Annotated in this window: 17 protein-coding genes and 6 pseudogenes; 9 read left to right on the forward strand and 14 right to left on the reverse strand. The window is 43.7% G+C overall.

Annotated features, from left to right (window positions below):
* A pseudogene (locus tag QTO06_RS14720) lies at positions 1 to 293 on the reverse strand (IS4 family transposase); the annotation flags it as partial.
* Between the two features lie 367 nt (positions 294 to 660).
* Here QTO06_RS14720 and QTO06_RS14725 point away from each other — a divergent pair.
* From QTO06_RS14725 to QTO06_RS14740, 4 genes are all read left to right on the forward strand, one after another.
* A complete protein-coding gene (locus QTO06_RS14725) occupies positions 661 to 1,287 on the forward strand; it encodes a TetR/AcrR family transcriptional regulator (protein WP_020194896.1) in 627 nt (208 codons plus the stop codon).
* A 68-nt stretch (positions 1,288 to 1,355) separates the two neighbouring features.
* Positions 1,356 to 3,641 carry an acyl-CoA dehydrogenase gene (locus tag QTO06_RS14730; protein WP_331408688.1) on the forward strand — a complete coding sequence of 762 codons (2,286 nt, stop codon included), beginning with the start codon at positions 1,356 to 1,358 and terminating at the stop codon, positions 3,639 to 3,641.
* Between the two features lie 178 nt (positions 3,642 to 3,819).
* The gene (gene fabV / locus QTO06_RS14735; protein WP_009705827.1) at positions 3,820 to 5,022 is read left to right on the forward strand and encodes an enoyl-ACP reductase FabV; all 1,203 of its coding nucleotides are present in this window, start codon (positions 3,820 to 3,822) and stop codon (positions 5,020 to 5,022) included.
* 458 nt (positions 5,023 to 5,480) lie between these two features.
* Positions 5,481 to 7,835, forward strand: coding sequence for a hypothetical protein (locus tag QTO06_RS14740; RefSeq protein ID WP_331408689.1), 2,355 nt, complete (start codon positions 5,481 to 5,483; stop codon positions 7,833 to 7,835).
* Positions 7,836 to 7,920: 85 nt separating this feature from the next.
* Here QTO06_RS14740 and QTO06_RS14745 read toward each other — a convergent pair.
* Positions 7,921 to 8,049 (reverse strand): annotated as a pseudogene (locus tag QTO06_RS14745) (integrase core domain-containing protein); the annotation flags it as partial.
* A 12-nt stretch (positions 8,050 to 8,061) separates the two neighbouring features.
* A pseudogene (locus QTO06_RS14750) lies at positions 8,062 to 8,202 on the reverse strand (IS982 family transposase); the annotation flags it as partial.
* A gap of 98 nt (positions 8,203 to 8,300) precedes the next feature.
* Between QTO06_RS14750 and QTO06_RS14755 the strand changes: the two are divergent.
* The 3 genes and pseudogenes from QTO06_RS14755 to QTO06_RS25555 all read left to right on the forward strand — a co-directional run.
* Positions 8,301 to 8,559 (forward strand): annotated as a pseudogene (locus QTO06_RS14755) (transposase); the annotation flags it as partial.
* A gap of 398 nt (positions 8,560 to 8,957) precedes the next feature.
* Positions 8,958 to 11,300, forward strand: coding sequence for a hypothetical protein (locus tag QTO06_RS14760; protein WP_331408690.1), 2,343 nt, complete (start codon positions 8,958 to 8,960; stop codon positions 11,298 to 11,300).
* Between the two features lie 497 nt (positions 11,301 to 11,797).
* Positions 11,798 to 11,955 (forward strand): annotated as a pseudogene (locus tag QTO06_RS25555) (IS4 family transposase); the annotation flags it as partial.
* Positions 11,956 to 12,002: 47 nt separating this feature from the next.
* Here QTO06_RS25555 and QTO06_RS14765 read toward each other — a convergent pair.
* The 3 genes and pseudogenes from QTO06_RS14765 to QTO06_RS14775 all read right to left on the reverse strand — a co-directional run bounded on the left by QTO06_RS14765 (position 12,003) and on the right by QTO06_RS14775 (position 15,251).
* Positions 12,003 to 12,783: pseudogene (locus QTO06_RS14765) on the reverse strand (IS982 family transposase).
* A 337-nt stretch (positions 12,784 to 13,120) separates the two neighbouring features.
* Positions 13,121 to 14,803, reverse strand: coding sequence for an aspartate:alanine antiporter (locus QTO06_RS14770; RefSeq protein ID WP_005442250.1), 1,683 nt, complete (start codon positions 14,801 to 14,803; stop codon positions 13,121 to 13,123).
* Positions 14,804 to 14,984: 181 nt separating this feature from the next.
* Entirely contained in the window at positions 14,985 to 15,251 is a 267-nt protein-coding gene (locus QTO06_RS14775) for a GrxA family glutaredoxin (RefSeq protein ID WP_005428550.1), read from the reverse strand.
* Between the two features lie 358 nt (positions 15,252 to 15,609).
* Between QTO06_RS14775 and QTO06_RS14780 the strand changes: the two genes are divergently transcribed.
* Entirely contained in the window at positions 15,610 to 16,854 is a 1,245-nt protein-coding gene (locus QTO06_RS14780) for an iron-containing alcohol dehydrogenase (protein WP_331408691.1), read from the forward strand.
* Between the two features lie 78 nt (positions 16,855 to 16,932).
* Here QTO06_RS14780 and QTO06_RS14785 read toward each other — a convergent pair whose 3' ends face one another.
* The 5 genes from QTO06_RS14785 to QTO06_RS14805 all read right to left on the reverse strand — a co-directional run bounded on the left by QTO06_RS14785 (position 16,933) and on the right by QTO06_RS14805 (position 22,515).
* On the reverse strand, positions 16,933 to 17,787 hold the full coding sequence (locus tag QTO06_RS14785; RefSeq protein ID WP_005442248.1) for a MurR/RpiR family transcriptional regulator: 855 nt from the start codon (positions 17,785 to 17,787) through the stop codon (positions 16,933 to 16,935).
* Positions 17,788 to 18,099: 312 nt separating this feature from the next.
* The gene (gene panP / locus QTO06_RS14790) at positions 18,100 to 19,746 is read right to left on the reverse strand and encodes a pyridoxal-dependent aspartate 1-decarboxylase PanP (protein ID WP_331408692.1); all 1,647 of its coding nucleotides are present in this window, start codon (positions 19,744 to 19,746) and stop codon (positions 18,100 to 18,102) included.
* A gap of 121 nt (positions 19,747 to 19,867) precedes the next feature.
* Positions 19,868 to 20,380 carry a hypothetical protein gene (locus tag QTO06_RS14795; RefSeq protein ID WP_331408693.1) on the reverse strand — a complete coding sequence of 171 codons (513 nt, stop codon included), beginning with the start codon at positions 20,378 to 20,380 and terminating at the stop codon, positions 19,868 to 19,870.
* Positions 20,381 to 20,588: 208 nt separating this feature from the next.
* Positions 20,589 to 21,494 carry a lysine exporter LysO family protein gene (locus QTO06_RS14800; RefSeq protein WP_331408694.1) on the reverse strand — a complete coding sequence of 302 codons (906 nt, stop codon included), beginning with the start codon at positions 21,492 to 21,494 and terminating at the stop codon, positions 20,589 to 20,591.
* Between the two features lie 100 nt (positions 21,495 to 21,594).
* The gene (locus tag QTO06_RS14805) at positions 21,595 to 22,515 is read right to left on the reverse strand and encodes an HDOD domain-containing protein (RefSeq protein WP_331408695.1); all 921 of its coding nucleotides are present in this window, start codon (positions 22,513 to 22,515) and stop codon (positions 21,595 to 21,597) included.
* A 370-nt stretch (positions 22,516 to 22,885) separates the two neighbouring features.
* Between QTO06_RS14805 and QTO06_RS14810 the strand changes: the two genes are divergently transcribed.
* On the forward strand, positions 22,886 to 23,473 hold the full coding sequence (locus QTO06_RS14810) for a TfoX/Sxy family DNA transformation protein (RefSeq protein WP_009705834.1): 588 nt from the start codon (positions 22,886 to 22,888) through the stop codon (positions 23,471 to 23,473).
* A gap of 210 nt (positions 23,474 to 23,683) precedes the next feature.
* Here the strand turns inward: QTO06_RS14810 and QTO06_RS14815 are convergent, their stop codons facing one another.
* The 3 genes from QTO06_RS14815 to QTO06_RS14825 all read right to left on the reverse strand — a co-directional run bounded on the left by QTO06_RS14815 (position 23,684) and on the right by QTO06_RS14825 (position 26,873).
* A complete protein-coding gene (locus tag QTO06_RS14815; protein ID WP_005442235.1) occupies positions 23,684 to 24,232 on the reverse strand; it encodes a hypothetical protein in 549 nt (182 codons plus the stop codon).
* 206 nt (positions 24,233 to 24,438) lie between these two features.
* Positions 24,439 to 24,936 (reverse strand): response regulator, encoded by a 498-nt coding sequence (locus QTO06_RS14820; RefSeq protein ID WP_331408697.1) that lies wholly within the window; start codon positions 24,934 to 24,936, stop codon positions 24,439 to 24,441.
* On the reverse strand, positions 24,933 to 26,873 hold the full coding sequence (locus QTO06_RS14825) for an ATP-binding protein (RefSeq protein ID WP_331408698.1): 1,941 nt from the start codon (positions 26,871 to 26,873) through the stop codon (positions 24,933 to 24,935). Before QTO06_RS14825 ends, QTO06_RS14820 begins: the two co-directional genes overlap by 4 nt.
* Between the last annotated feature and the right edge of the window lie 108 nt (positions 26,874 to 26,981).

Raw genomic sequence — 26,981 nt, forward strand, 5'->3', positions numbered from 1 at the left:
AGGATGGTTTGCAGTTTAAACCATCCTTCCCAAAGTGCCTTTATTGAAGCTCTGCCCGTCCTCTTGGTATCTTTCCAACCACCTAATTTGGCAAGATTTTTGTACGCCCAGCCCATATCCGGCGTTTCTTTAGGCAACGTCTTACTTTCTAGTTTCAACCACAGTAGCTTCCAAGCTTTCGTACCTAAAACCTTTTCACAACTTTCTGTTGATAGATCATCAACTTCTTTAATGAAGCGCAACGCCAATAAACGAGTTGCAACAAAGGCATAGATGACACTTAACCTCTCTAGAGTTGTTTGACAAAGCCTCAAGCGACAGACGAAAAAAAGCCCAGACGAAAAAGTGTCTGGGCGGATACAAACATAGGAGTTAATAAGAAAAAGCAGCAATGTAGCAACTAGATAGAAACAAGTTTGACGGCCAGTAAAACTTTAAATGCCCTAGTTGTTACAGTAATTCAGACCGGAACAATTCCAAACAGTTCCATTTTTTTTAGAAGTTTTTTTCACAAAACAAGAACCGCTTTAAATTCATCTCGTTAACTGCACACTTTCTTCATCTGGTCAGACCAATGAGTGAAAATGTGATGTTAATCATTTGTTAATCTCAAGTTTCGAGAGTATATTTTCAAACAGTTGTTTAATACGAGTGATTGAAATGGCCCCGAGAAGTACAACAAAAGAAAAAATACTCGATGTAGCAGAAGGACTATTTGCAGAATACGGCTTCAATGACACATCACTGAGAACCATTACTGGCAAGGCGAACGTGAACCTAGCTTCGGTCAACTACCACTTTGGCGACAAGAAAACGCTTGTAAGGGCAGTACTGGACCGATACTTAGAGGCGCTAATGCCGAGCATCAAAACGTCTTTGATCGAGTTAAACACACGCGACGATTACAACATGGATGAAGTGTTTGAATCGCTACGTTTACCTCTGCGTGCATTGAATGACGTGAGACCGAATGGCACAGCATTGTTTATGTTGCTAATTGGTCGAGGATACACCGATGTACAAGGCCATTTACGCTGGTTTATCAGTACAAGATATGAAGAAGTGTTGAACTTGTTTATGTTCTCCATCATGAAGGCAAACCCTGAAATGACTGAAGAACAACTTTTCTGGAGATTGCATTTCACACTTGGCACTTGTGTTTTCACTATGGCATCTAGCCAAGCGTTAACCGAGATTGCAGAAAGTAAATTTGAAAAAGAGGTGGACGTGAAGTCTGTCGTTGACCTACTGATTCCTTACTTGTCGGCCGGTATGTCCGCTAAGTAAAAACATTAAATCAATAAAAAAGATAAGTGAAAGCCGCGAGCGGTGACGTGAACAAAAGGATCTGAACTATGAGCTCTCTACGAAGAAAATGGATTAGTGACCCAGCATTCAAAATGTTTAAGAAAGTATTGCCTCCATTGTCGAGCACTGAAAAAGAAGCAATGGAAGCGGGTAGCGTTTGGTGGGATGCAGAGTTGTTCTCTGGCAAGCCTAACTTTACAACGTTACATCATTATCCAAAGCCTGCATTGTCTTCTGAAGAGCAAGCTTTCATGGATAATGAACTCGAAACACTGCTTGAAATGCTTAATGACCAACAAATTGTGAAAGATGATCGAGATCTTCCGCCAGAGGTTTGGGATTTCTTACGCAAAGAGCGTTTCTTCTCACTGATCATTTCAAAAGAGTATGGTGGCCGCGAGTTCTCTGCTCTGGCTAACTCAACCATCGTATCTCGCATTGCAACGCGGAGCATCAGTGCGGCAGTGTCTGTGATGGTACCAAACTCTCTTGGCCCGGGTGAGCTGCTTTCTCACTACGGAACTCAAGAGCAGAAAGATTACTGGCTACCACGTCTAGCAGACGGTACTGATATTCCTTGTTTCGCATTGACTGGTCCTGAAGCTGGCTCAGATGCGGGCGGCATTCCTGACCAAGGCGTGGTGTGTTACGGCATGCACGAGGGTGAAGAAGTGCTTGGTATCCGTGTTAGCTGGAACAAGCGTTACATTACTCTAGCTCCTGTAGCAACGGTACTTGGCTTGGCGTTCAAGCTTCAAGACCCAGACGGTTTGCTTGGCGACAAGAAAGACGTTGGTATCACCTGTGCATTGATTCCTGCTGACCATGAAGGTGTCGAGATTGGTGAGCGTCACGACCCGCTAGGTTCTGCGTTTATGAACGGTCCTACTCGCGGTAACGACGTGTTCATTCCTATGGAATGGCTGATTGGTGGTTCAGAATACGGAGGTAAAGGCTGGCGTATGCTGGTTGAGTGTCTATCGGCCGGTCGCGGTATTTCCCTTCCTGCATTAGGTACCGCGATTGGTCACCTTACTACGCGTACTACCGGCGCTTATGCATACGTTCGTAAGCAGTTTGGTATGTCGATTGGTAAGTTTGAAGGTGTGGCAGAAGCAATGGGCCGTATTGGCGGTTTGACTTACCTGCTTGAGGCAACACGTACGCTGACGACGACTTCTCTGGATATGAAAGAGAAACCGGGCATCGTGACCGCGATTGCGAAATACCACATGACAGAAATGGCTCGTACTATCCTGAACGATTCTTTCGATATTCACGCGGGTCGAGCGATTCAAGACGGTCCAATGAACTATCTAGCGAAACACTATCTAGGTATTCCAGTCGCGATTACGGTTGAAGGGGCAAACATCCTAACTCGTAACCTAATGATCTTCGGTCAAGGTGCGACACGTTGTCATCCATACGTTTTGAAAGAGATGGAAGCTGCTGCAAACCCAGATTCGAAAGAAGGCGCAAAAGAGTTTGATGATCTGCTGTTCAAACACATCAAACACGCAATGGGTAATACCTTTGGTGCGTTGGGTGCGGCACTGACCGGTTCTCGCTTCGTGAAAGCGCACATGAGTGGTCCTACACAGCAATATTACAAAGACATCACTCGCCTAAGTCGTGCACTCGCAGTGAGTGCAGACTTTGCAATGCTAACGTTGGGTGGTGACCTGAAACGTAAAGAGATGATCTCTGCACGTCTTGGTGATGGCTTGAGCTATCTATACATGGCGTCAGCGGCGCTTAAGAAATACGAAGATGAAGGCCGTCAACAAGGTGATTTGAACTTTGTACACTATGCGGTTAAGCATTGTTTGTACAACGCTTCGAAGTCGCTAAATGAAGCGTATTCAAACTTCCCTGTGAAATATGTGGGTGGCGTTCTAAAAGGCTTGTTGTTCCCATTAGGTAATCACTTCAAAGCGCCAAGCGACGAGCTGTGTGTGAGCCTAGCAGAAGCAATGATGACACCAGGAGCACAACGTGACCGCATGACGATCTTGTGTTACATCGGTAAAGCAGAGGACGACAGTGTTGGTCTGATGGAGCGTGCGTTCTTAGCTATGTACGATGTGAAGCCTCTAGAGCGTAAACTGATGAAAGCGGCGAAAGATGGCAAAGTAGCGCGTAAAGGCCTACTGCATGACCGTCTACAGCAAGCGTTTGAAGCAGAGGTACTGACAGAGCAAGAAATCGACCAAATCATGGCGGCAGATAAGTTGCGCTACAAAGCGATTCAAGTCGACCACTTTAGCCACGATTTCTCAGAAGTTCGTACCAATGTGACAACCAAAAAATCGCATCTGAACTCAGCAGCATGAAGCGCTTGAGTATAAAATAAGAGAAGCACCTCAATTGAGGTGCTTTTTTGTGTTTAAGGCTTTTACTTTTCCGCTGAGTGCTCCAACCACTTGCATTTTCGCAGCATTTTTACAGAAATTAGGTGCGAAGTAGGGCTGAACCTTTTATCCTAGCAACGTTTTTTAAAGGAAGTTGAATATGATCATCAAACCTAGAATTCGTGGATTTATCTGTACTACTACGCACCCAGTGGGTTGTGAAGCTAACGTAAAAGAACAAATTGCTTACACTAAAGCACAAGGCCCAATTAAAAACGCACCAAAACGCGTTCTTGTTGTGGGTGCATCAAGTGGCTACGGCCTATCTTCTCGTATCGCTGCGGCATTTGGTGGCGGCGCTTCAACTATCGGTGTTTTCTTTGAAAAAGAAGGCACAGAGAAGAAGCCAGGTACAGCAGGTTTTTACAACTCTGTTGCATTTGAAAAGCTAGCTCGTGAAGAGGGTCTATATGCGAAAAGCCTAAACGGTGACGCGTTCTCAAATGAAGCAAAACAGAAAACAATCGATCTGATCAAAGAAGACCTTGGTCAGGTGGATATGGTGGTTTACTCACTGGCTTCTCCAGTACGTAAAATGCCAGAAACGGGTGAACTGATCCGTTCAGCACTTAAGCCTATCGGTGAAACTTACACGTCGACTGCTGTTGATACCAACAAAGACGTAATCATCGAAGCAAGCGTAGAGCCTGCTACTGAGCAAGAAATCCAAGACACAGTAACCGTAATGGGCGGTGAAGACTGGGAACTATGGATTAATGCACTATCAGAAGCTGGCGTTCTAGCAGATGGCTGCAAAACTGTGGCGTACAGCTACATCGGTACAGAGCTAACTTGGCCGATCTACTGGGATGGTGCTTTAGGTAAAGCGAAAATGGACCTAGACCGCGCAGCAGCAGCACTTAACGAGAAACTGTCTACAACTGGCGGTAGTGCAAACGTAGCGGTACTTAAGTCTGTTGTGACTCAAGCAAGTTCTGCAATTCCTGTAATGCCTCTATACATCGCTATGGTATTCAAGAAAATGCGTGAAGAAGGCGTACACGAAGGTTGTATGGAGCAGATCTTCCGTATGTTCAGTCAGCGTCTATACAAAGAAGACGGCAGCGCAGCAGAAGTAGATGAAGTGAACCGTCTACGTCTGGATGACTGGGAACTACGTGAAGATATCCAACAACACTGCCGTGACCTATGGCCACAAATCACCTCTGAAAACCTAAAAGAGCTGACTGACTACGTTGAGTACAAAGAAGAGTTCTTGAAGCTATTTGGCTTCGGTGTTGACGGTGTGGATTACGAAGCAGACGTGAACCCAGCAGTAGAAACAGATTTCACTCAAATCTAGAATTGATACTAACTTGATCTCGAAGCGTCCTGATGGGCGCTTTTTTTTGAATAATATAGAGCTATGAAGGCAAAAGAAACAGATTTTAACCTGATAAAGAATCTTTTTTAATCCTATATTTTCAATATTATGTGCGTTTATTTCGAAGCGTTCCTTGCTGGCGCAAAATGAATATTAAAGAACTTCACTCGCGAGTTGAAACGAGTTTATGTTAAGTTAAGAGAGTTGACCTAACCATATTTTTAATAAGCTCGATCTTTTCAACAAAACTCTAATATACATAGTAAGGATTGATGTGCATCTATATGTGTATTTTCTGATACTTCTTGTGTTGTAGGCATTCTGTTGTGAATGGATTGTTAAGATGCTCTAATTTAAATGTTTGTAGTCGTTATTATCTGCCTATATTGGTGTAAAATGTCACTATAGTCCTAGCAGCTATAATTATTGGGGAATCTATGAGTAAGAGTCGAGAGTTTTCATATAGGGTGTTTGGAGCAATTGCTATTTCTTTAACCCTTTTTGGGTGTGGGGGCGATGATGCTGGTTTTAAGGGTGAAGAGACACCAACACCACCAATTACAACGACGTTGTACTATGCTCAGGATACAGTTCGACAGAGTGCTCCTACTGACAGCTTTTATGTTGATCTATCAAAGAGCATGGAGACATCAGATGGCACAGAGGTCTCTTTAACCAGCATTTCACCTTTGATCGCCGATGATAGCTGTGATGTTCTATCTCAAGATAACAAAGGTTTCACTATCAGCGCTGAAGGAGCAAAAGTTTGTGACTACAGATTCCGAGTTGGTTCTCTAACCGCATCCAGAACCGGGGCAGTGTCAGGTGACGGTTATGCAGAAGCCACAGTTCGTGCTGCCGTTGGTGTTAATACTGAAGTTCTTAGCCCTATTTCATCAATAACCTCTTCAAATACCTCAGTAGTGATCGATATTCTTAGAGAGCTCGGACGTAAAGGTTATACGCTTGATGAAAATCAATATACTTTATCTTCTACAGTTACTTTGCCCAACGTAACCTCAACGAACTCAACAGCAATAGCCAACTCGGTTGATAATACGGTCGAGTATACGCCAGGCTCAGGGATTCCAACGGGTGTTGAGCGTATTTTATATAGTTATAGTGATGGCTCTAATGTATTAAGTGGAACCATCGATGTGGCGATATCGACGGACACCAACACCGCACCAACAGCTCAATCAACTTACTTAAAGGAATATATTCACCCAGAGAGCGGAGAAGCTGTCTCAAAAGCGCCTTTTGGATTAGCAGTATCAATTGATGTTAAGGGGTTGATAGGCGACCCTGATGGTGATGTTCCGCACTTAATTAATGTGTTTTCTTATGATGCAAGGTTGACGATACCAGAGGATGCAAATAAAGATGGCAACAAGTTTAATGATACGATGTTTGAGTTTACAGGCGCAAGAGCGGGAATTATTCCAGTTACGTATGTCGTTTCTGACGGCAAGGGGGGATATGCTACAGGTGTCGTTCAAGTAATTGTTGCTGGAGTATATTCTGATATTCTTGTAAATGACTCGACGCCTGAGTTATTGTTCAAGCCGCCGCTTACAGCACAAGCAGCGGAAGAAGCGAGAATAAAACACTCACCTGTTATTGGCGATGGCGTACTGAGCCTTTTGGATGTGGAAAATGCAACTCATGATTGGGTCACAGCAAGTGGGTATTGTGAGGCTGCCGGAGGGCGTTTACCCACAATTGAACAATTGAATCGATTACATTCGTTTGTTAGTAGCAAAGGAGGGCTATTCAACGGTTATGATTGGCCTCAAAATAAACCCTATTGGTCGTCTACAGAAGGTGCTATTACAGTAGGGAACAAGCAGGCTCTTAACCTAGATTCGGGAACTGTATTAGAGGATGAAACGCAAGAAACATCATATTACGTCACTTGTATCTCTCAAGGTTCAATCTCTGTAGAGGTTATTGGCGAATCTAAGGTTATGTCGGATGTTTCTCCTGAACAACCCGACCCCACAGCTCCTGATAAACAATATAACTACCAGTTGGAAGCAACGTCGACGGAAGGGACAGAAACGATCGATGATAGTTTAGTGACTTGGACAGCGGATGGTAACTTACCTCATTATGCTTCTCTATCTAATGATGGAGTGCTAACCGTTGCACAAAGTAAAGTTATATCAACGGATCGAGATACTTCTTTTTCAATAATGGGGTGTTACGAATCCCAATGTGATGATCTACAGGTTTCAGTTGTATTTCCTTGGAATGGCATACTGACCGATGGTGTTTATGAGTTTAGTCCATTAATGACTGCGGCAGAAGCGGGAGCATTGTACGTAGCCCTTGGCCAAGAAGACACTTCTAATCACAGCTATAAAATTAAAGATTCAACCTTACTTAAAAAAGAGTGGCAAGAAATACCACCTACCCAAGGTGATCAGTATTGTGATCTTCTCGCGGCTGTTGGCTATGAAGGTGGTGAATGGAAAGCGATTGATACAACAGATGTTGCTAGCTCCTATGTTGACGTATTGGCTGAAAAGATGAATGTAATAGGTGTAGAGGGATCCAAAGCGAGTGAGATGGTTGCTGCTTTTAATCTACAGACAAGCAGTGGCGAATTAAGCCGTTTTGATTTCAATGATAACCTGGGCGGTTCGAGCGGATACTATACGATTTTTGTTGGAACGGCTCCAAATATTACCCAAGAATATACCCTTAGTACTACCTATCCATATAGCAGTTATTATAACTATGCGAATACTCATGTTAGCCATGCTGTGTGCTATCGTTTGGTTAAATGATACTTATACCGAATCAACTTGAAGATACAGGTTTGAGAGGCTGAAAATTATCATGCCCCGTCCTGATATGGGTTGACACTTTGAGTTAAAACGCTCGATGAGCTTCATCGGGCGTTTTGTATTTTAGAGCTGTATGTGGTCTCTGTTTATTATAGAGTTTCACAGATTCGGCAACCATTTTCTTAGCTTCATTTAAGTCGTTCGGCTTAGTCAACCTGAGAGCGTTTTAAGCCCTCGCCATCAAACCAGACTTTTCTGTATTGGTCATGTTGAGTGATGACTTTTCTGGCTTTAAGCAGTAAGCGATTAAACCTCCAAGCAAATTCAACATGAACCCAGGCAAGCTACGATGACGAGAATGCTTTATGCAAAACTGGTTGCTTATTTATTTAATAATGAATCGCTTCGATTACATTGCACGATCCTAAGCGACTTGGACTTTGGGGGCATGTTCTTTCGGTGCGTTGGGGCAACCTCAACACCCTGTTTAACTACCCAGAGGATATTAGACGAGCGATTTATACGACTAACGCCATTGTGACCCCCCAACAGCGTTATTAGAAAAGTGATTAAGTAGCGTAAGTTATTCCCAACGCTTGAGTCAGCTCGAAAGGTGATCTACCTGGCTATCCAAAAGGCTTCCAAGAAATGGACGATGTCGATTAGAAACTGGCGACAAGCGCTAAACCGTTTCATGATTATGTTTGAAGACCGACTCACATGAATATATGTAACCCCGACAGTTACACAGAATTATTTACAGGGTCTTCGATCCTTGGAAGAGACACTGCAAAAACTGGTCTATTGCCTAATCAAACTTATGTGAACGTCTTTCGGTTGCTTGTAGCTAAACCTAAGCTACCTACTCATTTTAACTGAGCTCGGATTAGGCAGCAAAGCCCCAAAGAAGACTTATAACAGAAGTAAACGCTTTTATTATAAGTTAGGCATTCTTATCTTTTTCCAGTTTTACTATGCTAAGGGTTTATTCTCTCTACGTGCTATTTTTACTTTAATTTGGATTATAACCTCGAATAGCCAGAAACAGAGTACTTTGCAAATATACTCAGGGGTTAATATATTTCGTGGTTAGTAAATACTAAAATCATTAAGGTTTACAAAATGCTCATACAACGTAAGACACTTTTAGTTATTGCTATTGCATCTGGTCTTTCTGGTTGTGGTGGTGACGGATCTTCTTCAGATAACAAGCCAACACCAACACCACCGGCTCCCGGATCAGAAACATTTTACTATGCTCAAGATTCAGTTCGCCAAAGCACTCCAACAGAGCAGTTTTATGTTGACATCTCAAGTAATATGGAGTCATCTGATGGTACTTTAGTGTCTTTGACTTCTGTTACACCCTTGGTCAATGATGACTCTTGTGATGTCCTGTCACAGGACAGCCGAGGTTTCACTATTAATGCCACTAATGTAAAGGTATGTGACTATCGATACCGTGTTGGTAAATCGATTATCAGCCAGTCTAATAGTGTACAAGGGAATAATTATGCTGAAGCAACAGTTCGAGCCGTCGTTGGGGCGACGACAGAATCTATTATGCCTATTGCTGCTAACACATCGTCAAATACTTCCGTTACGATTGACATTGTAAATTTACTAGGCCAGCATTCTTACATTTTGGATACAGATAAATACACACTCTCTACCAGCGTTGTGTTACCAAATGAAAGTAAGACTGGTTCAACAGCGATTGCTGATGTTGTTGGTAACTCAATCGAGTATACGCCAGGGGCAGGAATTGTAAGTGGTGTTGAACGCGTTCTGTATAGTTATAGTAATGGTACAGATATTTTGGCTGGCACAGTAGATATCGCTGTATCGACAGAGGCTAATAATGCTCCAACCGCAAGTTCGGCATTTGTTACCAATTATATACATCCAGTGAGTGGTGAGACGGTATCAAAAATTCCTTATGGATTGACAACTTCGATAGATGTTTCTGACCTTATTAACGATGTGGATGGTGATACTTTACAATTAATCGATGTATTTACTTACGATGCAACGTTAAAGATACCTGAAGATGCGAATAAAGATGGTAATAACTTTAATGATACAGTGTTCGAGTTTGAAAAAAGTGAGTCAGGCCTGACTAACGTTACATATGTTGTATCTGATGGGAAGGGGGGGTATGCGACAGGAGTCGTACAGCTTTTGGTTGGTGAGGCCTTTTCTAACATAATCCTCGATACATCAACGCCCAAGATACAATACCTTGCCCCTTTGACAGAAAAAGCAGCCGTTAATGCAAATATTAAGCATACTCCAGAGATCGGAGATGGAACATCAAGCATTTTGGGGTTGCCTATAGCTACACTAGATTGGGATTCTGCAAATGGCTATTGTGAAGCCACTGGCGGAAAATTACCTACAATTGAAGAGTTAGAAGCCTTAAATACGTTCGTTGACAGCGAAGGTGGATTGTTCGCAGGCTACGAATGGCCTCAGAATAAAGCCTATTGGGGTAGCACTGAAGGGACGACAAGCGGAAACAAACAAGCGTTTCAGTTTGCTACAGGAACCGTACTAGATGATGAAAGTACAGCGCAAAGTTATTACGTAACTTGCGTAGCTCAGTATAGTATATCTCGCAAGCTATTAGGGGAGCCGCTTCTCAAACCCAACCCAGCGACTGTACCTGCGGAGACGCCATTGCCAGATGAGGTTTATCACTATCAGATTGAAGAAACAATCGCTAGTAGCGTTAAAATTGTTGATGATTCAAAGGTTACTTGGACGTTAAATGGCGTACTTCCGCATTATGCAAATTTCGATATGAGCACGGGGATTGTTACGGTAAAAACAAGTAAGATTTTGCCTAAAGATGAAGGTGTTTCTTTTACCATCCACGGTTGTATTGAATCTGATTGCTACGAAAAAGACGTTACCATTTTACTTCCTTGGAATAGGATCTTATCGAATGCAAACTATGAGTACTCACCCTTACTAACCATAGAAGAGAAAGAAGCGCTTGGAGGGGTAGGGGCAGCCTTTGAGGATCCAACTAACTATACGTATGGTCATAAAGACACCAGCATATTGGGAAAAGAGTGGCTTGAATTAAATGTGAACGATGTCGTTGGATATTGTGACTCACTAACTTTCGATGGTGGGGGATGGAGCGCATGGACTCTGGATGCTCAAGCTGAAGGTTACTTTGATTTATTGGTGGAGATGATTAACATTCATGGTGTGGAGGGAGATGATGCAAATGTCTTGCTTAACGCGTTAAACATCAAATTTGAAGCTAGTACCACAGGTTTTCCTTTGGCTTCATTTGCGTCTGGGATAAACGGTTCATATTTTGGCTCTATCTTTATGGGAAATGCTCCAAACGTTAGACACATGGGGGCTGCGAAGAGTTCTGGTGCGGGTATCGACTATAAAGGTAATGCTGACCAACACATGCTGGCTGTATGTGTTAGAGATGCCAACTAATACTGTTTGAAGCTATACAGTTAGAAATCAAGAGGCCTGTCAGGTTGCTGACTGGCCTTTTGATTCCAACGCAGGTAGAAAAATCTCAAATTTAAAAACCACTTGCAAAGCAGGTAATGTCGATCAGTTAAGAAATTAACAGACCGTTTAATCGAACGATCCCACCAACGTGTAAAAATCCGATAGATCATGTCTATCGGATTTATTGTTAGCCCTAAACCACCTACTTCAGTAGGTGGTTATCATTCACTTCGGCTTTGCCTTAATATCACTGCTGTTTACGTTTGTTCCGTACTTATCAGAAGCTAACTGAAGTACAAAAATTATAGTTCTTCAACAAACTCAATGGCTTTGTTTAACTTCTGCTTTTTAGCGACGTCATAAACTCAGTAGCGAATAAGCCAAGTGAGACTGTTGTGCTAAATCTAGATTCAGGCCTAGGCCTCCTTTTAGGGGACTCACACAAAGCCACCTTCTTTAGAAGGTGGTAATTTACTATGCAGCTGACTAAAGCCCTATCACTCGCCAATGATTTCGTTCCAGGCTCTAATCACTAGGAAAGTTGAGCGATATCCTTCCGGCGGAATTTATCAACCAATGCAAAGAGCTGGCAGGGATGGAAACGATCCATAAGCGACAACTCCCTTTAGATATGATGGCATAGTTTGTACTTGGTATAGCTCTCTATGCCTAGGGTATTTATTAGTTAACCTGAGATAGGTTTGAGCTATCAACATTAGCCCCCGACTTTCCAGTACTGGTGATGTTGAGTGATGGCTTTTTGGGTTTTAAACAATAAGCGATTAAGCCAACTAGCAACTTCAACATGAACCCATGTAAGCTACAATGACGAGAATGCTCTATCTGAGATATGTTCTTCAGCTGATCACTTATCGTCATCTATAATGAACCGTTTCGATAACATTGCACGATCCCAAGTGGCTAAAGCTATTGCCTTCATGTTCTTTCGGTGCGTTATCAGCGTAATCCCATCTTCTTTTAGGCCTTCAGTTTACACTTTACTGATATAGCCTTTGTCAGTATAAAGCTTATCTAACAGCCCCTTGGATTGTTCGCGAACAGGTTTCCTATCATCAGTATTTGCTAGTGTGAGCTTAGCAGCAAACAATATCACCAAGGTTATTTGTGATGATGTGAAGCTTAAAGCCATAAAACCAGCCCGTCGTACCTTTCCCTCTTGCAGTCCCCCCTTAAACACCTCATGTCTTGGGATGCGTAGGTTATGGCGGACTTTAATGCTAAAGAACTTAAAGGAACTATCACTGACGACATCGCTTCAAGAAAGCGTGTATAGCCTAGTAGCGCTGGAAACCCATTTTTGTGGTATCGGTATAATATTGGGATAGAAATTCTTAAAATCACGTTGATGTGACATATGGGAAGTAATAATGATGGTCATTATTTCACTTTCAGACATGCGCCCCTTACGGCTTCGTTTACGCTCATCGCTTGAAAGTTGCAGCTTCTGCTATTGAGGTTGAAAAGCCATATAAAAGTCATCGACATGGCAAAATAAGTCTACTAACTTATACATGCTGGTTCCTTTGCGATTGTTCTCTCTTGGTCGAAAGGTTTGAGCGCGGGACCAGCTTTTATTTCACTTCAATTATTATCCCGACTTCAGGTTCGCTATAACGTGCAAACTGCTTACGTCGAAATTTTGGAATTGACACTCACCGTTGGGTGGCATGGTGGCTATCTTTATGAACAGAACAAAAGGGTCTTTTCGATGAAACGAAAAAAGCCAACAGGCAATGCTGTTGGCTTGGTATGAATAGTTGTAAATACTATAGCTAAGACTAGCTTAGAATAATCAGAATCGTACCGGCTAAAGTCATTAAGATATTGGCAATCGCGTATGTACCTGCGTAGCCAAGCGCTGGAATCGTCGACTTCGCGTATTCGTTCACTACGTCCATTGCTGGTGCACATGTACGAGCACCGATGATGGCACCAAATAGTAGTGCACGGTTCATCTTAAGCACGTAAGCGCCAACTAGGTACGCAAGAACGACAGGCACAACGCTGACGATAAACGCCAAACCGATGATTTGCGGGCCCACTTGAGTTAAGTGTTCGAACATCTTGCCACCGGCGCTTAAGCCGATGCCAACCATAAAGAACATCAAACCTAAGTCCTTGACCATGTTCAATGCCCCTTGCGGTACATAACCGAAAGTAGGGTGGTTCGCTCGTAGGAAGCCCAACGTGATGCCTGAAAGCAATAGGCCAACGGCGTTGCCTAGGCTGAATGACACCTGACCAAACGTCATTGTCACCAAACCAAACATAATACCTAGAATAAAGAAGCTACAGAACGCAAGTAAGTCTGCCATTTGGCTGTGGATCGAGATGAAACCGATTTTTTCAGCAAGACCATGAACACGGCTTTTCTCGCCACTTACTTGGAGCACGTCGCCTTTGGCCAGAACGATGTCTAAATCCATTGGCATTTCAATTTGAGCACGCACTACGCGGTTCAAGAAACAGCCGAACTCCGATAGGTTCAAATCAGACAAACGCTTACCTGCAATCGCGTCACTTTTAACCACGATCTCTTCTTCGACAATTCGAAGATCAAGTAGGTTGCGGTCGAATACTTCTTTACCGTTACGGAAACTTGGGTCAAGACGTGCGTGACTGTCTGGGAAGCCGACTAGTGCGATTTCGTCACCTTCTTGTAGGATTGCGTCGCCATCTGGATGGGCCAAAATGCCGTTACGACGAATACGTTCGATGTAACAACCTGTCTGGCGGTAAATGCCCAATTCTCGAAGGTTCTTACCATCTGTCCAATCAATCAGCTCAGGACCAACGCGGTATGCACGGATGATCGGCAAGTAAACCTTACGTTGACTAGAGTTACCTAGGCCACGTTCTTGCGCAATTTGCTGAGCTGAATCCGATAGGTTCTGTTTTTGCAGTTTTGGCAGTAGTTTGGCGAACATAATCATACTGATCAAACCCACCAGATAAGCCATCGCATAGCCAACCGATAGATTTTCTAATACCAAAGAAAAATCCATGTTGCGTGGAATGGTTGCAAGACCAGAGTTCAGCGCATCTTGTGCACCTACCAGAACAGGCGTCGCGGTAAGAGCGCCTGCCATCATACCGGCAGACAAACCAAAATCGAGTCCCATATAGTGGCTGCAGAAATAGGTAAGACCTACCGCAGAAACGAGTACGGTCATACTCAAAATAAAGTAATGCTTACCGTCTCGGAAAAATATGCCGAAGAAGTTGGGGCCCGCTTCAATACCTACACAGTAGATAAACAGCATAAAGCCGATGGTCAGTGCTTCTGCATTAAAAGAAAAGCCAAGATGGCCCATTACGAGAGACGTAATGAGAACGCCAATGGAATTACCTAACTGCAGCTTTCCAAAGCGAATTTTACCAATGGCAAGACCAATTGCTAATACGACGAAGATTAGAAGAATGGGGTTTTGTTCAAGAAGGTGTACGACGTCTATGTTCACAGCGTGGCTCGGTAAGGTGTGTGCCAAATAAAAATTAAGAATTTCGAATTGTAACTAAATATAGCAAAAAGATAAGTGAAATTTTTTAGGTTTTACTATTACTTGACGTAGGGGAGTAACAATTTGAATACATAATAAAAAAGCCGCTAATAGCGGCTTTTTAAAAATTCAGTTATTCGAATTACTCGTCGAATAGACCTAGGTGCTCTTTTGCGTAAGCTTCAAAGTCATCACAACCACCGATGTGTGTTTGGTCGATGAAGATTTGAGGAACAGTTTCTACTGGCTTACCAACTGTTTTCTCTAGGTCAGCTTTAGAAATACCTTCAGCGTGGATGTCTACGTAACGGTAGTTGAAGTCATCACGTTTTGCTTTAAGTGTCTCTGCGTGCTCTTTTGCGCGAACACAGAATGGGCAAGCTGGGCGACCAAAGATAACTACGAACATAATCTTATTTCTCCTAAAATCTATTCTTGTTGAAAACACAACTAGACATCATGTCGGTACATGCTTTCGTTTGTTGGGATAACTATGCCCGATCCAGATACGGAAATAAAGCAGCATTTACCTCTTGGCTCGATAGGTGAAATCTATCGTATAAAAACTAAACACGCACTAAGCTCAAAGCCAAGAAAAGTCATTTTTGGGGATGATTCTTAACCGCAAAATCGCTGCAGTTAAGTTGTGAAGTCACGCATAAAAACACACTTTTTGAAGGGTTAATGACGGCAAGGTGCACTCGGTCAACTTTTTTTTGCTGAAAGCATAGCACTCTAGTGTGAGTTGTTGTTTGGGGAGGAAGTGTATGTTTCAGTTTATGACTGCGACACGGATTATCTTCGGCGAGGGAGCGCTCCAATCTTCGTTGTCTGTAATCAATCAATTTGGCTATAGCGTTTTACTGGTCACTGGTAAAGACACGCAACGAGCCACACCTATCATTAATTATCTAAAAGCGCAGAACATGCGTTATCAACACGTCGCCATCAATGGTGAACCCAATATCACCATGGTGGAAGAAACTGCCGTGCTTGGGCGCAAGTTTCAACCAGACATGGTCATTGCGATTGGCGGGGGCAGTGTCATTGATATGGGCAAAGCACTTGCCGCGATCATTCCCAACCAAGGTGATGTCTATGATTACGTCGAAGTGGTTGGACGAAACGTACCTTTAAAAACCAAACCGATTCATTTTATTGCGATTCCCACCACGGCAAGCACCGGCTCTGAGGTAACGAGAAACGCCGTACTCAAGTCCGGGCAAGACCAAGTGAAGGTCAGCTTAAGAAGCCCGGAAATGCTCGCTGATGTGGCGATAGTCGATCCAACCTTAACCTATGGCACTGACCAATATACCTCTGGTCGCGGAGCAATGGATGCTTTCACGCATTTGATGGAAGCATACGTATGTGGTGACCCAAACCCTCTCACCGATATGGTGTGTGAAGAAGGACTACGTCGATTAAGTCGCTCAGTCATTGCGGGCTGTAAACAGGACAATCATAAGGCCAGGGCAGACCTTTCTTTTGCGGCACTTTTAGGTGGAATGGCCATCACCAACGCTAAACTTGGTGCGGCGCACGGATTAGCCTCTGCACTAGGTGGAAAGCTCGATGCCCCACATAGTGTGATTACCGCGCGTTTGGCTCCTCATGTTATGCAAGAAAACATCAATGCCGCAAAAAGAGCAGGGCGCAGTGATGTGATAAGCCGTTACAAGCGATTGGCACAACTTGTCACGGAAAGAACCAATGCCAACGAGCATGACGGCGTACTTTGGGTGAGAATGGTGCTGGATAAGCTTGAGTTGCCTCAGCTGGGTAAATTTGGTGTGTGCCAGACGTCGTTTGAGCAAGTCGCCGATGATGCACTAAAATCAGTTGCCATCAAAGGTAATCCATTGCCGCTTACGCAAGATCGCTTGGTGTACATTCTTCGCCAAGTTTGTGATTGCAGTGACGCCTGCATGGGTGAGAGTGAAGGTAGCCAACATGTCAGCTCAGTAGAGGTGTTGGAGTTACGCTCAGATCTTTCGGATGTGAATCAATAGAAATACGATTGACCAGATACGAAAAGGGGAGCGATTTAGCTCCCCTTTCTATTTTTTATTACTGACTAAGTTGACTCATTAGTATTGACTTAGCTTGTCGTAGCGGCTGTCTTTCAGCGCATCTTTTACTCGCTTCAAGTTCTCACGGAAACCAGTACCACGGCGTAGCGTAAAGCCCGTTGCTAGCACATCGATGACCGTCATTTGAACCACTCGACTTGCCATTGGCATGTATACGTCTGTGTCTTCAGGTACATCTAGCGTGATAGCCAGTGAGCTTGCTTTCTCTAGCGGTGAGTCTTTAGCTGTGATGGCAATAACCGTCGCGCCGTTTTCACGAGCAAGGTTTGCAATCTCAACTTGGCTCTTAGTGCGACCAGTATGAGAAATTAGAACGATAACGTCATTGTCACTACAGTTGATGCAGCTCATACGTTGCATCACGATATCTTCGAAACAAGTAATTGGAATATTGAAGCGAATAAACTTGTTTTGAGCGTCACGTGCGACAGCAGAAGAAGCACCTAGACCGAAGAATGAGATGCGCTTAGCTTGAGTCAGAAGATCAACCGCACGGTTAACTTGCATCGAATCAAGACTGTTTTTCGCTACGTCCAAACACGCCATTGTTGATTCGAAAATCTTGTGCGTGTATGCATCCGGACCATCGTCTTCTTCGACATTACGGTTTACGTAAGGCGTACCATTGGCAAGGCTTTGCGCAAGGTGAAGTTTAAAGTCTGGGAAACCTTTAGTATCCAGACGACGACAGAAACGGTTAACAGTAGGCTCACTCACGTCAGCCATTTTCGCTAACGTTGCAATGCTTGAATGAATTGCAGTTTGTGGAGACGCCATAATTACTTCCGCAACTTTGCGCTCTGACTTACTGAAATTCTCCAGGTTTTTTTGAATTTTTTCTAATGTATTCATAGTGTTCACGAGGGTATAGAGAACAACTCGCTGGCTCTGTTAACGTATAGAAACCCAAGGGGCTTCTCGGTCTAGAGGGGCGTTAACGAAAACCACCAGCGCCATAAATTCAGTATAAACCCGATCCTTTATCTGGCTAAAACAAATACCGTTACTATTTCGTGAGAATTTGACAGGCCTCAAACAAAATGTTGTAAAAACTACAGAATTGAAGGCGGGATCGTTGGTTTGTTGCTCTAGTGGCACAATAATGATGTTTGAATTACACCAAAAAGAAAGAAATTTTCACTTTGGTGTAACTCATATTGGCGCCTAAGAATTGAGAATGTCGTCGACAGTTTCTTCAATCTTAGCCATCAAGCTCGGTGCTTGCTGAGCAATTTCTCTTTGCTCACTCAAAACCGCGTTCAAGATATCATTGGTGGTTAATGGGTTAGCAAGAACGACGCGGAATACAATGGTGTTCATGCGTTGCCATTGGTCTGGATTCAGTCGAGTACGAGAAACAAACGACTTACCAGTTTCACGCTGACGTTTCTGAATAAACTGAGTGAGCTGGTTGATTAGCTCATTAAGTTTTTCTTTCTGAACGCCTTGTGCTTTATCTAATGCCGCGCGCATATTGGTTGGCAGATAGCGGTAGGTTAACAAACAAAGCTCAGGCTCAGACACCAATTCGAAGTCTTCTTGCTGGTTAATCAGGTCGGCGAAGTAACGTGCTTTCTCAATACTTTGGTCGATCAGAAGCTCGTAACCTGGGCGACTGATGATGTGCATTGCTGCGTAAACCAACATTGCCATACCAGATCGAGAACCCTCAAGCGTATGACTGCCTAAGTCTTTAGAACCTTTACGCAAGATGTACTGTGCATGATGCTCGATAGACTTCATCGCATCTGGATCTTTAAACAGAACCATGCCAGCGCCCATCGGAATGTAAAGCTGTTTGTGAGCATCGATCGTGATAGAGTCGGCAAGTTCAACGCCACCAAGTAGGTGACGATGGTTGTTCGACATCAATGTCGCGCCGCCCCAAGCTGCATCCACGTGGAAGTGGCAGTTGTGCTCAGCACATACTTCTGCAATTTGAGGTAGTGGGTCAACGCTGCCAGTCTCTGTTGTACCTGCAACACCAACCACAGCAATAGGCTTGATGTTTTGTGATTCGAGCTCCGCGATTTTTGCTTTTAGGTCGTCAACAATGATGCGGTTGTTCGCGTCTGTTTTGACAGCAACTAGGCCCTCTTGACCAAGGCCAAGAACGTCGGCTGCTTTCTTCAGTGAGTAGTGACCTCGTTCAGAAACCAAAATTGCTAAGCCTTCGTAGCCATAATGTTTCATGGCTTTGAACAGGCCTTCTTTCTCTACACCTTTGAATGCGCCATCGGCCTTCAGTGCTTTATTGCGAGCAACCCAAAGCGCAGTGATGTTAGCGATGGTTCCGCCAGAGCAAAATGCACCAAGAGAGTGTTTCGCACTGTGCATCCATTTACGGTAGAACTTATCGTCCTGACCATAGATAAGGCGATGCAACATACCAAGAACTTGACGCTCAAGCGGTGTGAAAGCTTTTGATGTTTCGATTTTCACCAAGTTTTGGTTCAAGGCAATCATGATCTTCGACAGCGGCATTAAGAAATACGGCAGGGCGGAAGTCATGTGACCAATAAAGCTTGGTGCAGAGGTATGAACCGAGTGAGATACCAAGGTATCTAGCAGGTGCTCGGTATGGTCTGACACGAACTCAGGTTGCTCAGGAATCTGAGCAGAAGAAAAGTCTTTCTCAATTTCACGTAAAGGCTTTTCTTCTGCCACGATGTGTTCACGAAGAAATTGATTCAAGTTCTGCGAAAGACTTTCATCAATTTTAGTCAACGTTGAATCTGGACCTTCAGGGATAGTGAAGATCTTTAACAAGCTCTCGAAGCTAACGTCAGCGGTTTTTTGTTCCTTAACCATAGCAAAGAATCTTTGTAGTTATTTTGGTAATGCGAGCGGCACAATCTAAACCAAAACGGGCGCAAAGTCCCGTTTTAATTATTGAAACCCATATTGATGAAATGAAATTCTAGGGTGGGATTTATTCACATTTCTGCTTCTCAATCTTAGCAATTGATTGATTATACTTGTTAAGCGCAGAATCTATCTGTTTTGGGTGGCTCAATAAGCCAGCAAATGCAGAGCGTAGGTTGTAGTTCTTTGGATGGTTCGCAGATTGACGATCGCTGAAGGTTTTCTTCGCCGCTTCCCCTAAGGCATCACTGCGTGTCGCCAGTTGCTTCACATCATGTTGTTCTAGCTTCAACCATGCCTCAACCGGTTGCTCTGTTGCTACTCGGCTTGGATCGTTTTCTAGAAAATAATGTACTGCTTCACGGTTGAGTTCGAAGTGGTGTTTACGGCCTTCCAAGAACCATTGGCTAACTTCGTTTAAGTCAGGGTATTGAGTCACAGTTAGGTCTACGAGGTCTTGATACCACTGTAGGGAAGCATCAATGTAGCCATCGTATTTAGTTGCAAGACATTGCTGATCAGCAGCAAAAGTAAAAGTTGAGCTTGTAGCGAGGAGCGCCGCAACGACAAAGCGTTTCATTATTATTCCTTTTGGTTGTATTCCCTTTGTAACCCCAATAGACATATGCCTTGCCTGTCACTGATTACCGATCCAAGAGTTAAAAATTAAAGGGCTCGATAACAAAGCGGTGAACCAGAAAATTCTCGTCGAATTGAGCATTTTTAGGTTACTTGGGTATTTGAATTTTTGCCGTATTGTAATGGATGTTAATGAATATTCCTGAGATCTAGCTAGCAAGAGACACAAAGAAAAGCATCATAACTGGCACTAGTAAGCTCAAGATAAAGCCACTAACAATGGCAACAGGCACACATCGAACACCGCCCGTGGTTTGAATGACGGGCAGGGTAAAGTCCATCGCCGTCGCACCAGCATAGCCAATTGCTGTTGATGGATAACTGCGAATAAGCAGTGGAATGGCAATCAAAGCGACTAATTCACGCATCAGCTCAATTAAGAAAGAAGCGCCGCCAAAGACAGGGCCAAAGGCGTCACCCATCAAAATGCCAGCCAGTGAATACCAACCAAAACCGGAAGACATTGCCAAAGCTTGATAAAGAGGAAGATCCAAAATCATTGCAGCAATTACGCCGCCAAGCATACACGTTGCAATGATCACTGTCGCAATAGCCATGCCTTGCTTGTTGAGTAGTATTTGTCTAAGCGTCAAACCACTATTGCGCAGTTGAATGCCGATAAAGAAAAGCAAAAGGAATAAAATCCACTCGCTCGCTGTATCTACCCAAGACAAACCAATAGGAAGAATCAAGCCAGCGACTAGGCCGCCACCGACAACAGCGACAAGCTTGATTGACTCTAAGGCCATTGACGAAAGAGGTAACTTCTTTTGATTCTGATCGGTTTGCAAAGGAAGCAGTTTATCGACCAAAGGTAAAGCGAGTAGGTTGCAGGCTCCCAAGCACACAAAGAAGGTGCCCGCGTATAGAAGGATGGTTTGTAGGTTGCTACCTAAATTATCCAGCGCAGCCAAACTCAAGCCCATCAGGGAAAGAATGACGTAAATAAGGTATGACGTCGATTTATTGATCTTCTCCAATACTGACGCGCGAGAAACTGGAATTAAATAACCCACCACGAGTGGGGCGAAGATAAATAGCATCCCTGAGAACATAAAGCCAAATGATTCCTTTCTGGATAAAGAACAACAGAGCCACGATAAGCATCAGAATACTATCTGATGCTTATCGTGGCTTAATTTGAAGCTGGTAAGATTAAAGACCGCTTGCGCTGAGTACTTCTTTAATTTCACTTTGGAAGTCAGTATCACTCATATTACTGAGATCGTACAAGACTTCTGCACCTGTTAGATTAAATTCTACTTCGTGATCTTCAATGCGTTCGTCTTGGTTACGGAACATTAATAGATGGTTTGCGATACGAGCAATATCTAAATAGCTTACTTCAGGGCGAGCAGACTCGAACTTCTCATTTGAGGATACTTCGCGAAAATCATTATCAAACCCCCATTTTTCTAGCACTAATTTACTCGTTGCAGAACAGCGGGTTTGGAATATTTGTAGTGCGATATCGGCATCAAGGTAGTTGCCGCGATCAAGATAGAGGTGGTATTCATTGATTAGGCAGAATAAGCCAATGTCGGCTAACAAGCCAACCAGCAGCGCCTTTTCTTGCTCCAGATGTCCGTAGGTCGCCGGCTCATGCTTACGAAATTCTTGAACCACTAACACCATGGTTGCGCCAAGCTCACGTGAAACCGTCGCACTTTTCACCAAGATGCTATTACACTCTTTGGTCAGGTTTACAGAGTGCTTCAACTGTTCAATCGCTTGTGCGGTGACGATATCCCTCACTCGCAGAATCCCAAGGCGTGAAACTGCCGTCGTTAGGTCATTGCATGTAATGTTGCGACGATTAAAGATGACAGAGTTTGCCACGCGAACAACAACTGCAGCCAAACCTGGATCTTCCAGTAAGGCATTTGCTACATCTGCAATGGTCGTGTGTTCTTCAGTGCAAAGTTGTTGGATCTTGAGAACGACATCTGGGATGGGAGGAAGGGAAATTTTACCAGTAGAAATCGATTGTTCTACCAGTTGAGCGAACTCAGATTCGAGTGCCTTTATGAGCTTATCTTTATTATTAGGTAGCCAAAAAAATGATAAATGTTCCATTATGACGCTGTGCTTGAGAGCTTTCGTACAGTGTACCCTCACAGTATGTTAGTTATCAATTAAATACCTAATTCGCTCTCGCAATTGCCGTATTAATCACCATGATGCTTATTTTTTGGCACTTGCTGCGTCAAAAAAACATCGGATTAAGATAAGTAACTGTGAAACTAATCACGTATGTTGAATTTGTAGTTTGGCATCTGTGACATAGATCCTAACTTATTTTTCAACGTTAAGTATGATTAAGACAGTTGGTGAGCGCAATTCACAAAAATATCGCCAACATATCGACAATTTTTAATCGCTATAAGCTGCTGTTCAATCTGGTGACATCGCTAATCGGGGTAATTTATTCCAATTAAAGAGGTCAATGGACATGACAGACCAAGCTTTTTTTAACTATGTAAGCAATTTTAGTGAGTACCAAAAACGTTCAATGTTTGGTGGTATTGGTTTATTCAGTAACGACGCAATGTTCGCGTTGGTAAGTAATGACTGTTGTTATTTACGCGGCGGAAATGGGTTAGATGATGAGTTTACTCAACTAAACTGTGAAAAATATAAGCACGTCAAAAAACAAACGACGGCAACCGTAAACTATTACGACGTAACAGATCTGTTTGATTCAAGCTTTGATGGGCTAGACGAACTGTTACAAAAATCAATTGAATGTTCTATTAAGGAACGCAAATACCAAAAGTCTTCTGCCAGTAGACGTTTGCGCGATCTGCCAAATATGCAGTTAACGCTCGAACGCATGGTAAAGAAAGCCGGCATTGATGATGTCGACACATTTTTAGAACTTGGACCAGTAGAGGTGTTCAACAAAGTCAGAGTTGCTTACGGCAGTGACGTTGACGTGAAACTTCTATGGAAATTTGCTGGTGCGATCGATGGTATCCACTGGAAATTGATCCAAGAGCCACGCAAAAAGCAATTGCTAGCGATGTGCGAGTAAGGCGCTTTAGTTTCACGATGATTGACTCGTTTAGGATGAAGTTAGCGAGTCATAAAAGGTGAGTGTTGAAAGCGACAAAAGGAAGTTGATGCTTTTAGCCACTTCATTCGAGTTAGTCATTGCTACAAATCAGTTATCAATAAACAAAAAACCGAGGCAGATGCCTCGGTTTTTGTTTGTGCTTCTAGAGCAGTTCAATCAAGCGATTGATTAGAACTTGAAGCGAGTAGTGAACATCACTTGGTCACCGTAGAAGTCGTTAATGCGCGCTTCTGCACCTAGAGAGAATAGCTCTGTAGAGTGGAAACGAGCGTAAACAGAACCAATCCAATCGTCATCGTTGTCGATAGATACGTAGCCTGCTTTGCCACCCACTTCTAGTTGTGGACCAAGCCATTGGCGTACACCAAGGTTCAGTTCCATACCAACGTCTGTGCTGCTTGAGTTTGATGGTTGTACAACACGCATTAGCATTGCACCTGTTAGGTCAGCCCAGTTGTTTAGTGGAGAGTGGAAGCCAAAACCCGCTGCTGAATCGAAATCGCCATCGAATTCAGAATCGATGCGTGCAATTACGTGTGCATTTGGGTGGATTGATTTGCTGAAACCAGCACCGAATGTTACTGGGCTTGCACCAATGCGAGCTTCCATGTAGTCGTAGCTAAAGTTGCTCATTGTTGCTGGAGCGTTGTAGTCGTTCGCAGCTAGAGCTTGGCTAGATGCCAGCAAAAGGGCAGCGGCTAATAGTGTTTTACGCATAACTAACGATAAACCTTGTCTTATAGTTCCATGGATCCAAGTAACCACTTGAACCGTAATCTGATTTGTTCGACATCATAATAAAAACCAAGGGCGACGACCAACAAAAAAGTGTCGATGTTTTGTCAAATGAGTCAATTGTGCCAAGTTAACAGCAAAAAACGCGCCATGTTGGGGTGACGCGGCGCGTTTTTGTGTTCAAAGGATTATTCGCCGAAGCTTGCTCGTCTATTTGCCATGGCGTTAAGAATCGCTTCTGCGTCTAAAATAGAAGTCCAGGAAAGAAGGTTATCATCGTTTTCTATCATAAAGTCAGTCAGTTGCGAGACAATCGCTTCTCTTAATTCTTCACCTTTCCAAGGTTTGGCAATATAGTAATCAAGACTTGCGTGGTTAACTGCTTCTACAGTGTCTTCAAGCCCTGCTTGTCCGGTAAGGAGTACTTTTCGAGCGGATTTAGTGTCACCATTTTGACTGAGCTCGATTAAGAAGCTGATGCCTGTCTGTTCTGGCATGATGTGGTCGCACAGAATTAAGGCGAGCTGAATGCCATCTTCCGCCATTTCTTCAATCACTTGTTTGGCCTCCGTAACGGATTCCGCGCCCTCGACCACAAAGTTATCTTCAAATGGGATCAAATCCTGAAGGACACTATCCAAGACTTCTCTTTCATCATCCACACATAAAATCAGATATTTAGTCATGCTTCATCTCCTTCTTGAGTGATAGGTAACCAGACGGTCATGCAAGTGAAATGGTTGAGCTTAGATTCCACTTCTATCCAGCCTTTATGGCCCGCCATGATTTGTTGGCAGATAGAAAGTCCGATTCCTAAACCGAAATTACCTTCTTTCTTCGTTGTAAAGTTGAGTTCAAAAATGGCTTTTTGTTGTGATTCTGGAATGCCGCATCCGTTGTCTTTGAATGAGATGACGGCATAAGTTTGACTGTCTTTCTCGACCAATCTCGACTGAATCACCAATTCCCCTTTGTCTGGGAAAGCATCAATCGCGTTAGAAATAAGATTGGTCCACACTTGTTGCAGCGCAATCGGCTGGCAAAGAGTGTTTGGTAGCTCAGCATAATCGGTTGTGACCTTGTGCATTTTGAGTTTGTTTTCAAAGATCACCAACGTATCTTCAATGCCCTCATGCAGGTCTGCAAAATGCAAACTCTCATCATCAGAGCGGGCGTAGCCCTTTAAGCTTTTCACCATGTCAGCAATCCGGGCGGCGCACACATTTATCGAACGCAGAGAGGCACCAACTTGGTGATACTGCTCTAGGGTTCCCAAGGTGTGCAAGGATTCGGTTTTTTGACGGTTGAGTTGCGCTATCAAGGTTTGGTCAGATTCAAGTCCGAGATTAACGACTTTCTTCGCGAGCGCTCTGTCGGGTAGGTCGGTGCTCAATTGTTTCACTCGTTCCCGTAGCTCGGCCGTAGAAGCGGGTTTGACGCGTTGGGCTTTGGTCAGTAAGGCAACGCCTTTTTCTTGAATGTCATGGCTAGGAAGTTCTTTAAGCAGATTCTCTAACGTCAGTGTCAGGTTTTCTACACCCCGCAAAATTGCCGCAATAGGGTTGTTCAGCTCATGAGCAACCCCAGCGACAAGCTGGCCAAGCATTGCCATCTTTTCACGTTCAATTAATTGCTGGTGGGCGGATTCTAATGACTCTAAGGTTTTTTGCAGTTTTAGCTTGGTATTAATGCTGCGCTGCAAACGTCGGTTGAAATGGCGTAACAACAAGTTGGTAAATAAAGGCAGCAAATTTGAATCGCTCTGCATTACTTTGCGGAAAACTTTTCTATCCAGCTTGATCACTTCGGTTTTGGTGAGCGTTAAGGCTGTCGAGAAGGAACTTTCTCCAGTAACAAACGACATGCCGCCGACAATGTTACCTTTCGAATGTCGAACCACTTCGCGCTGCATACCAAGCTCATCGCGCTTGTAGAGTGCTACTTCACCACTGGTAATAAACCACAAGAAGCTATTTGGTTCGCCTTCTACCGTGAGCAAGTGTTCTGGTGAGTAGGTACGGCAAGCCTTGGTATCGTCATTTTGTTCAAAGAAGTGTTGCAACGCCGTGATGACTTGTTCTGCGAGTTCCCCATCAGAGAGGGCATGGTAGTCGTTCAAGAATCCTGCTTGATAGTTGCTCATCTGATTTTCGATGTGAGCGCGCAGCAATTTATGCTGGTCGAGGATCTGGCTGTAGTTGAGCAAGTCTTCTCTATCATGACGGAGAATGAACTGGGTCAGCTCTTTTTGCGCTGTATTGTACAGGACCTTATCCGGAAGAGGCTTAGTTAAGCAATGGTCGAGTCTACCTTCGTTAACGGCGGTTAAAATGGCTTCAATATCCGAAGAGCAGCTGATCAGTATTTTGCGCGCTTGTTCAGTATGAGGTTTGCGATCCAAGCCAATGAGGAAATCGACGCCGTTAAAATGTGCGTGATGACTGGCAATGACGAGTGCCACTTTTTGCTCTCTTTCTTCGAGATATTCGAGAGCGCTCTGTGCTTCTTCTATCGATTCCACAGAGAGAATATCAAACTTACTTGAGAAGGCTGACAACTCCAATCGAAACTGCTCGGCACTGATTGGATTGTTGTCGAGGCACAATACAGCGTAACGGTTCACAGCGGTTTGAGCTCCGGTTAAAACTTGGCACTAACAACATATCAATTAAATGTAAGAATGGGTGGGAGCTGGGTATTATTCTCGATTAATGAACTAAAATAACCATCA

The sequence above is a fragment of the Vibrio sp. M260121 genome (genome assembly GCF_036533715.1).
Taxonomy (GTDB): Bacteria; Pseudomonadota; Gammaproteobacteria; order Enterobacterales; family Vibrionaceae; genus Vibrio.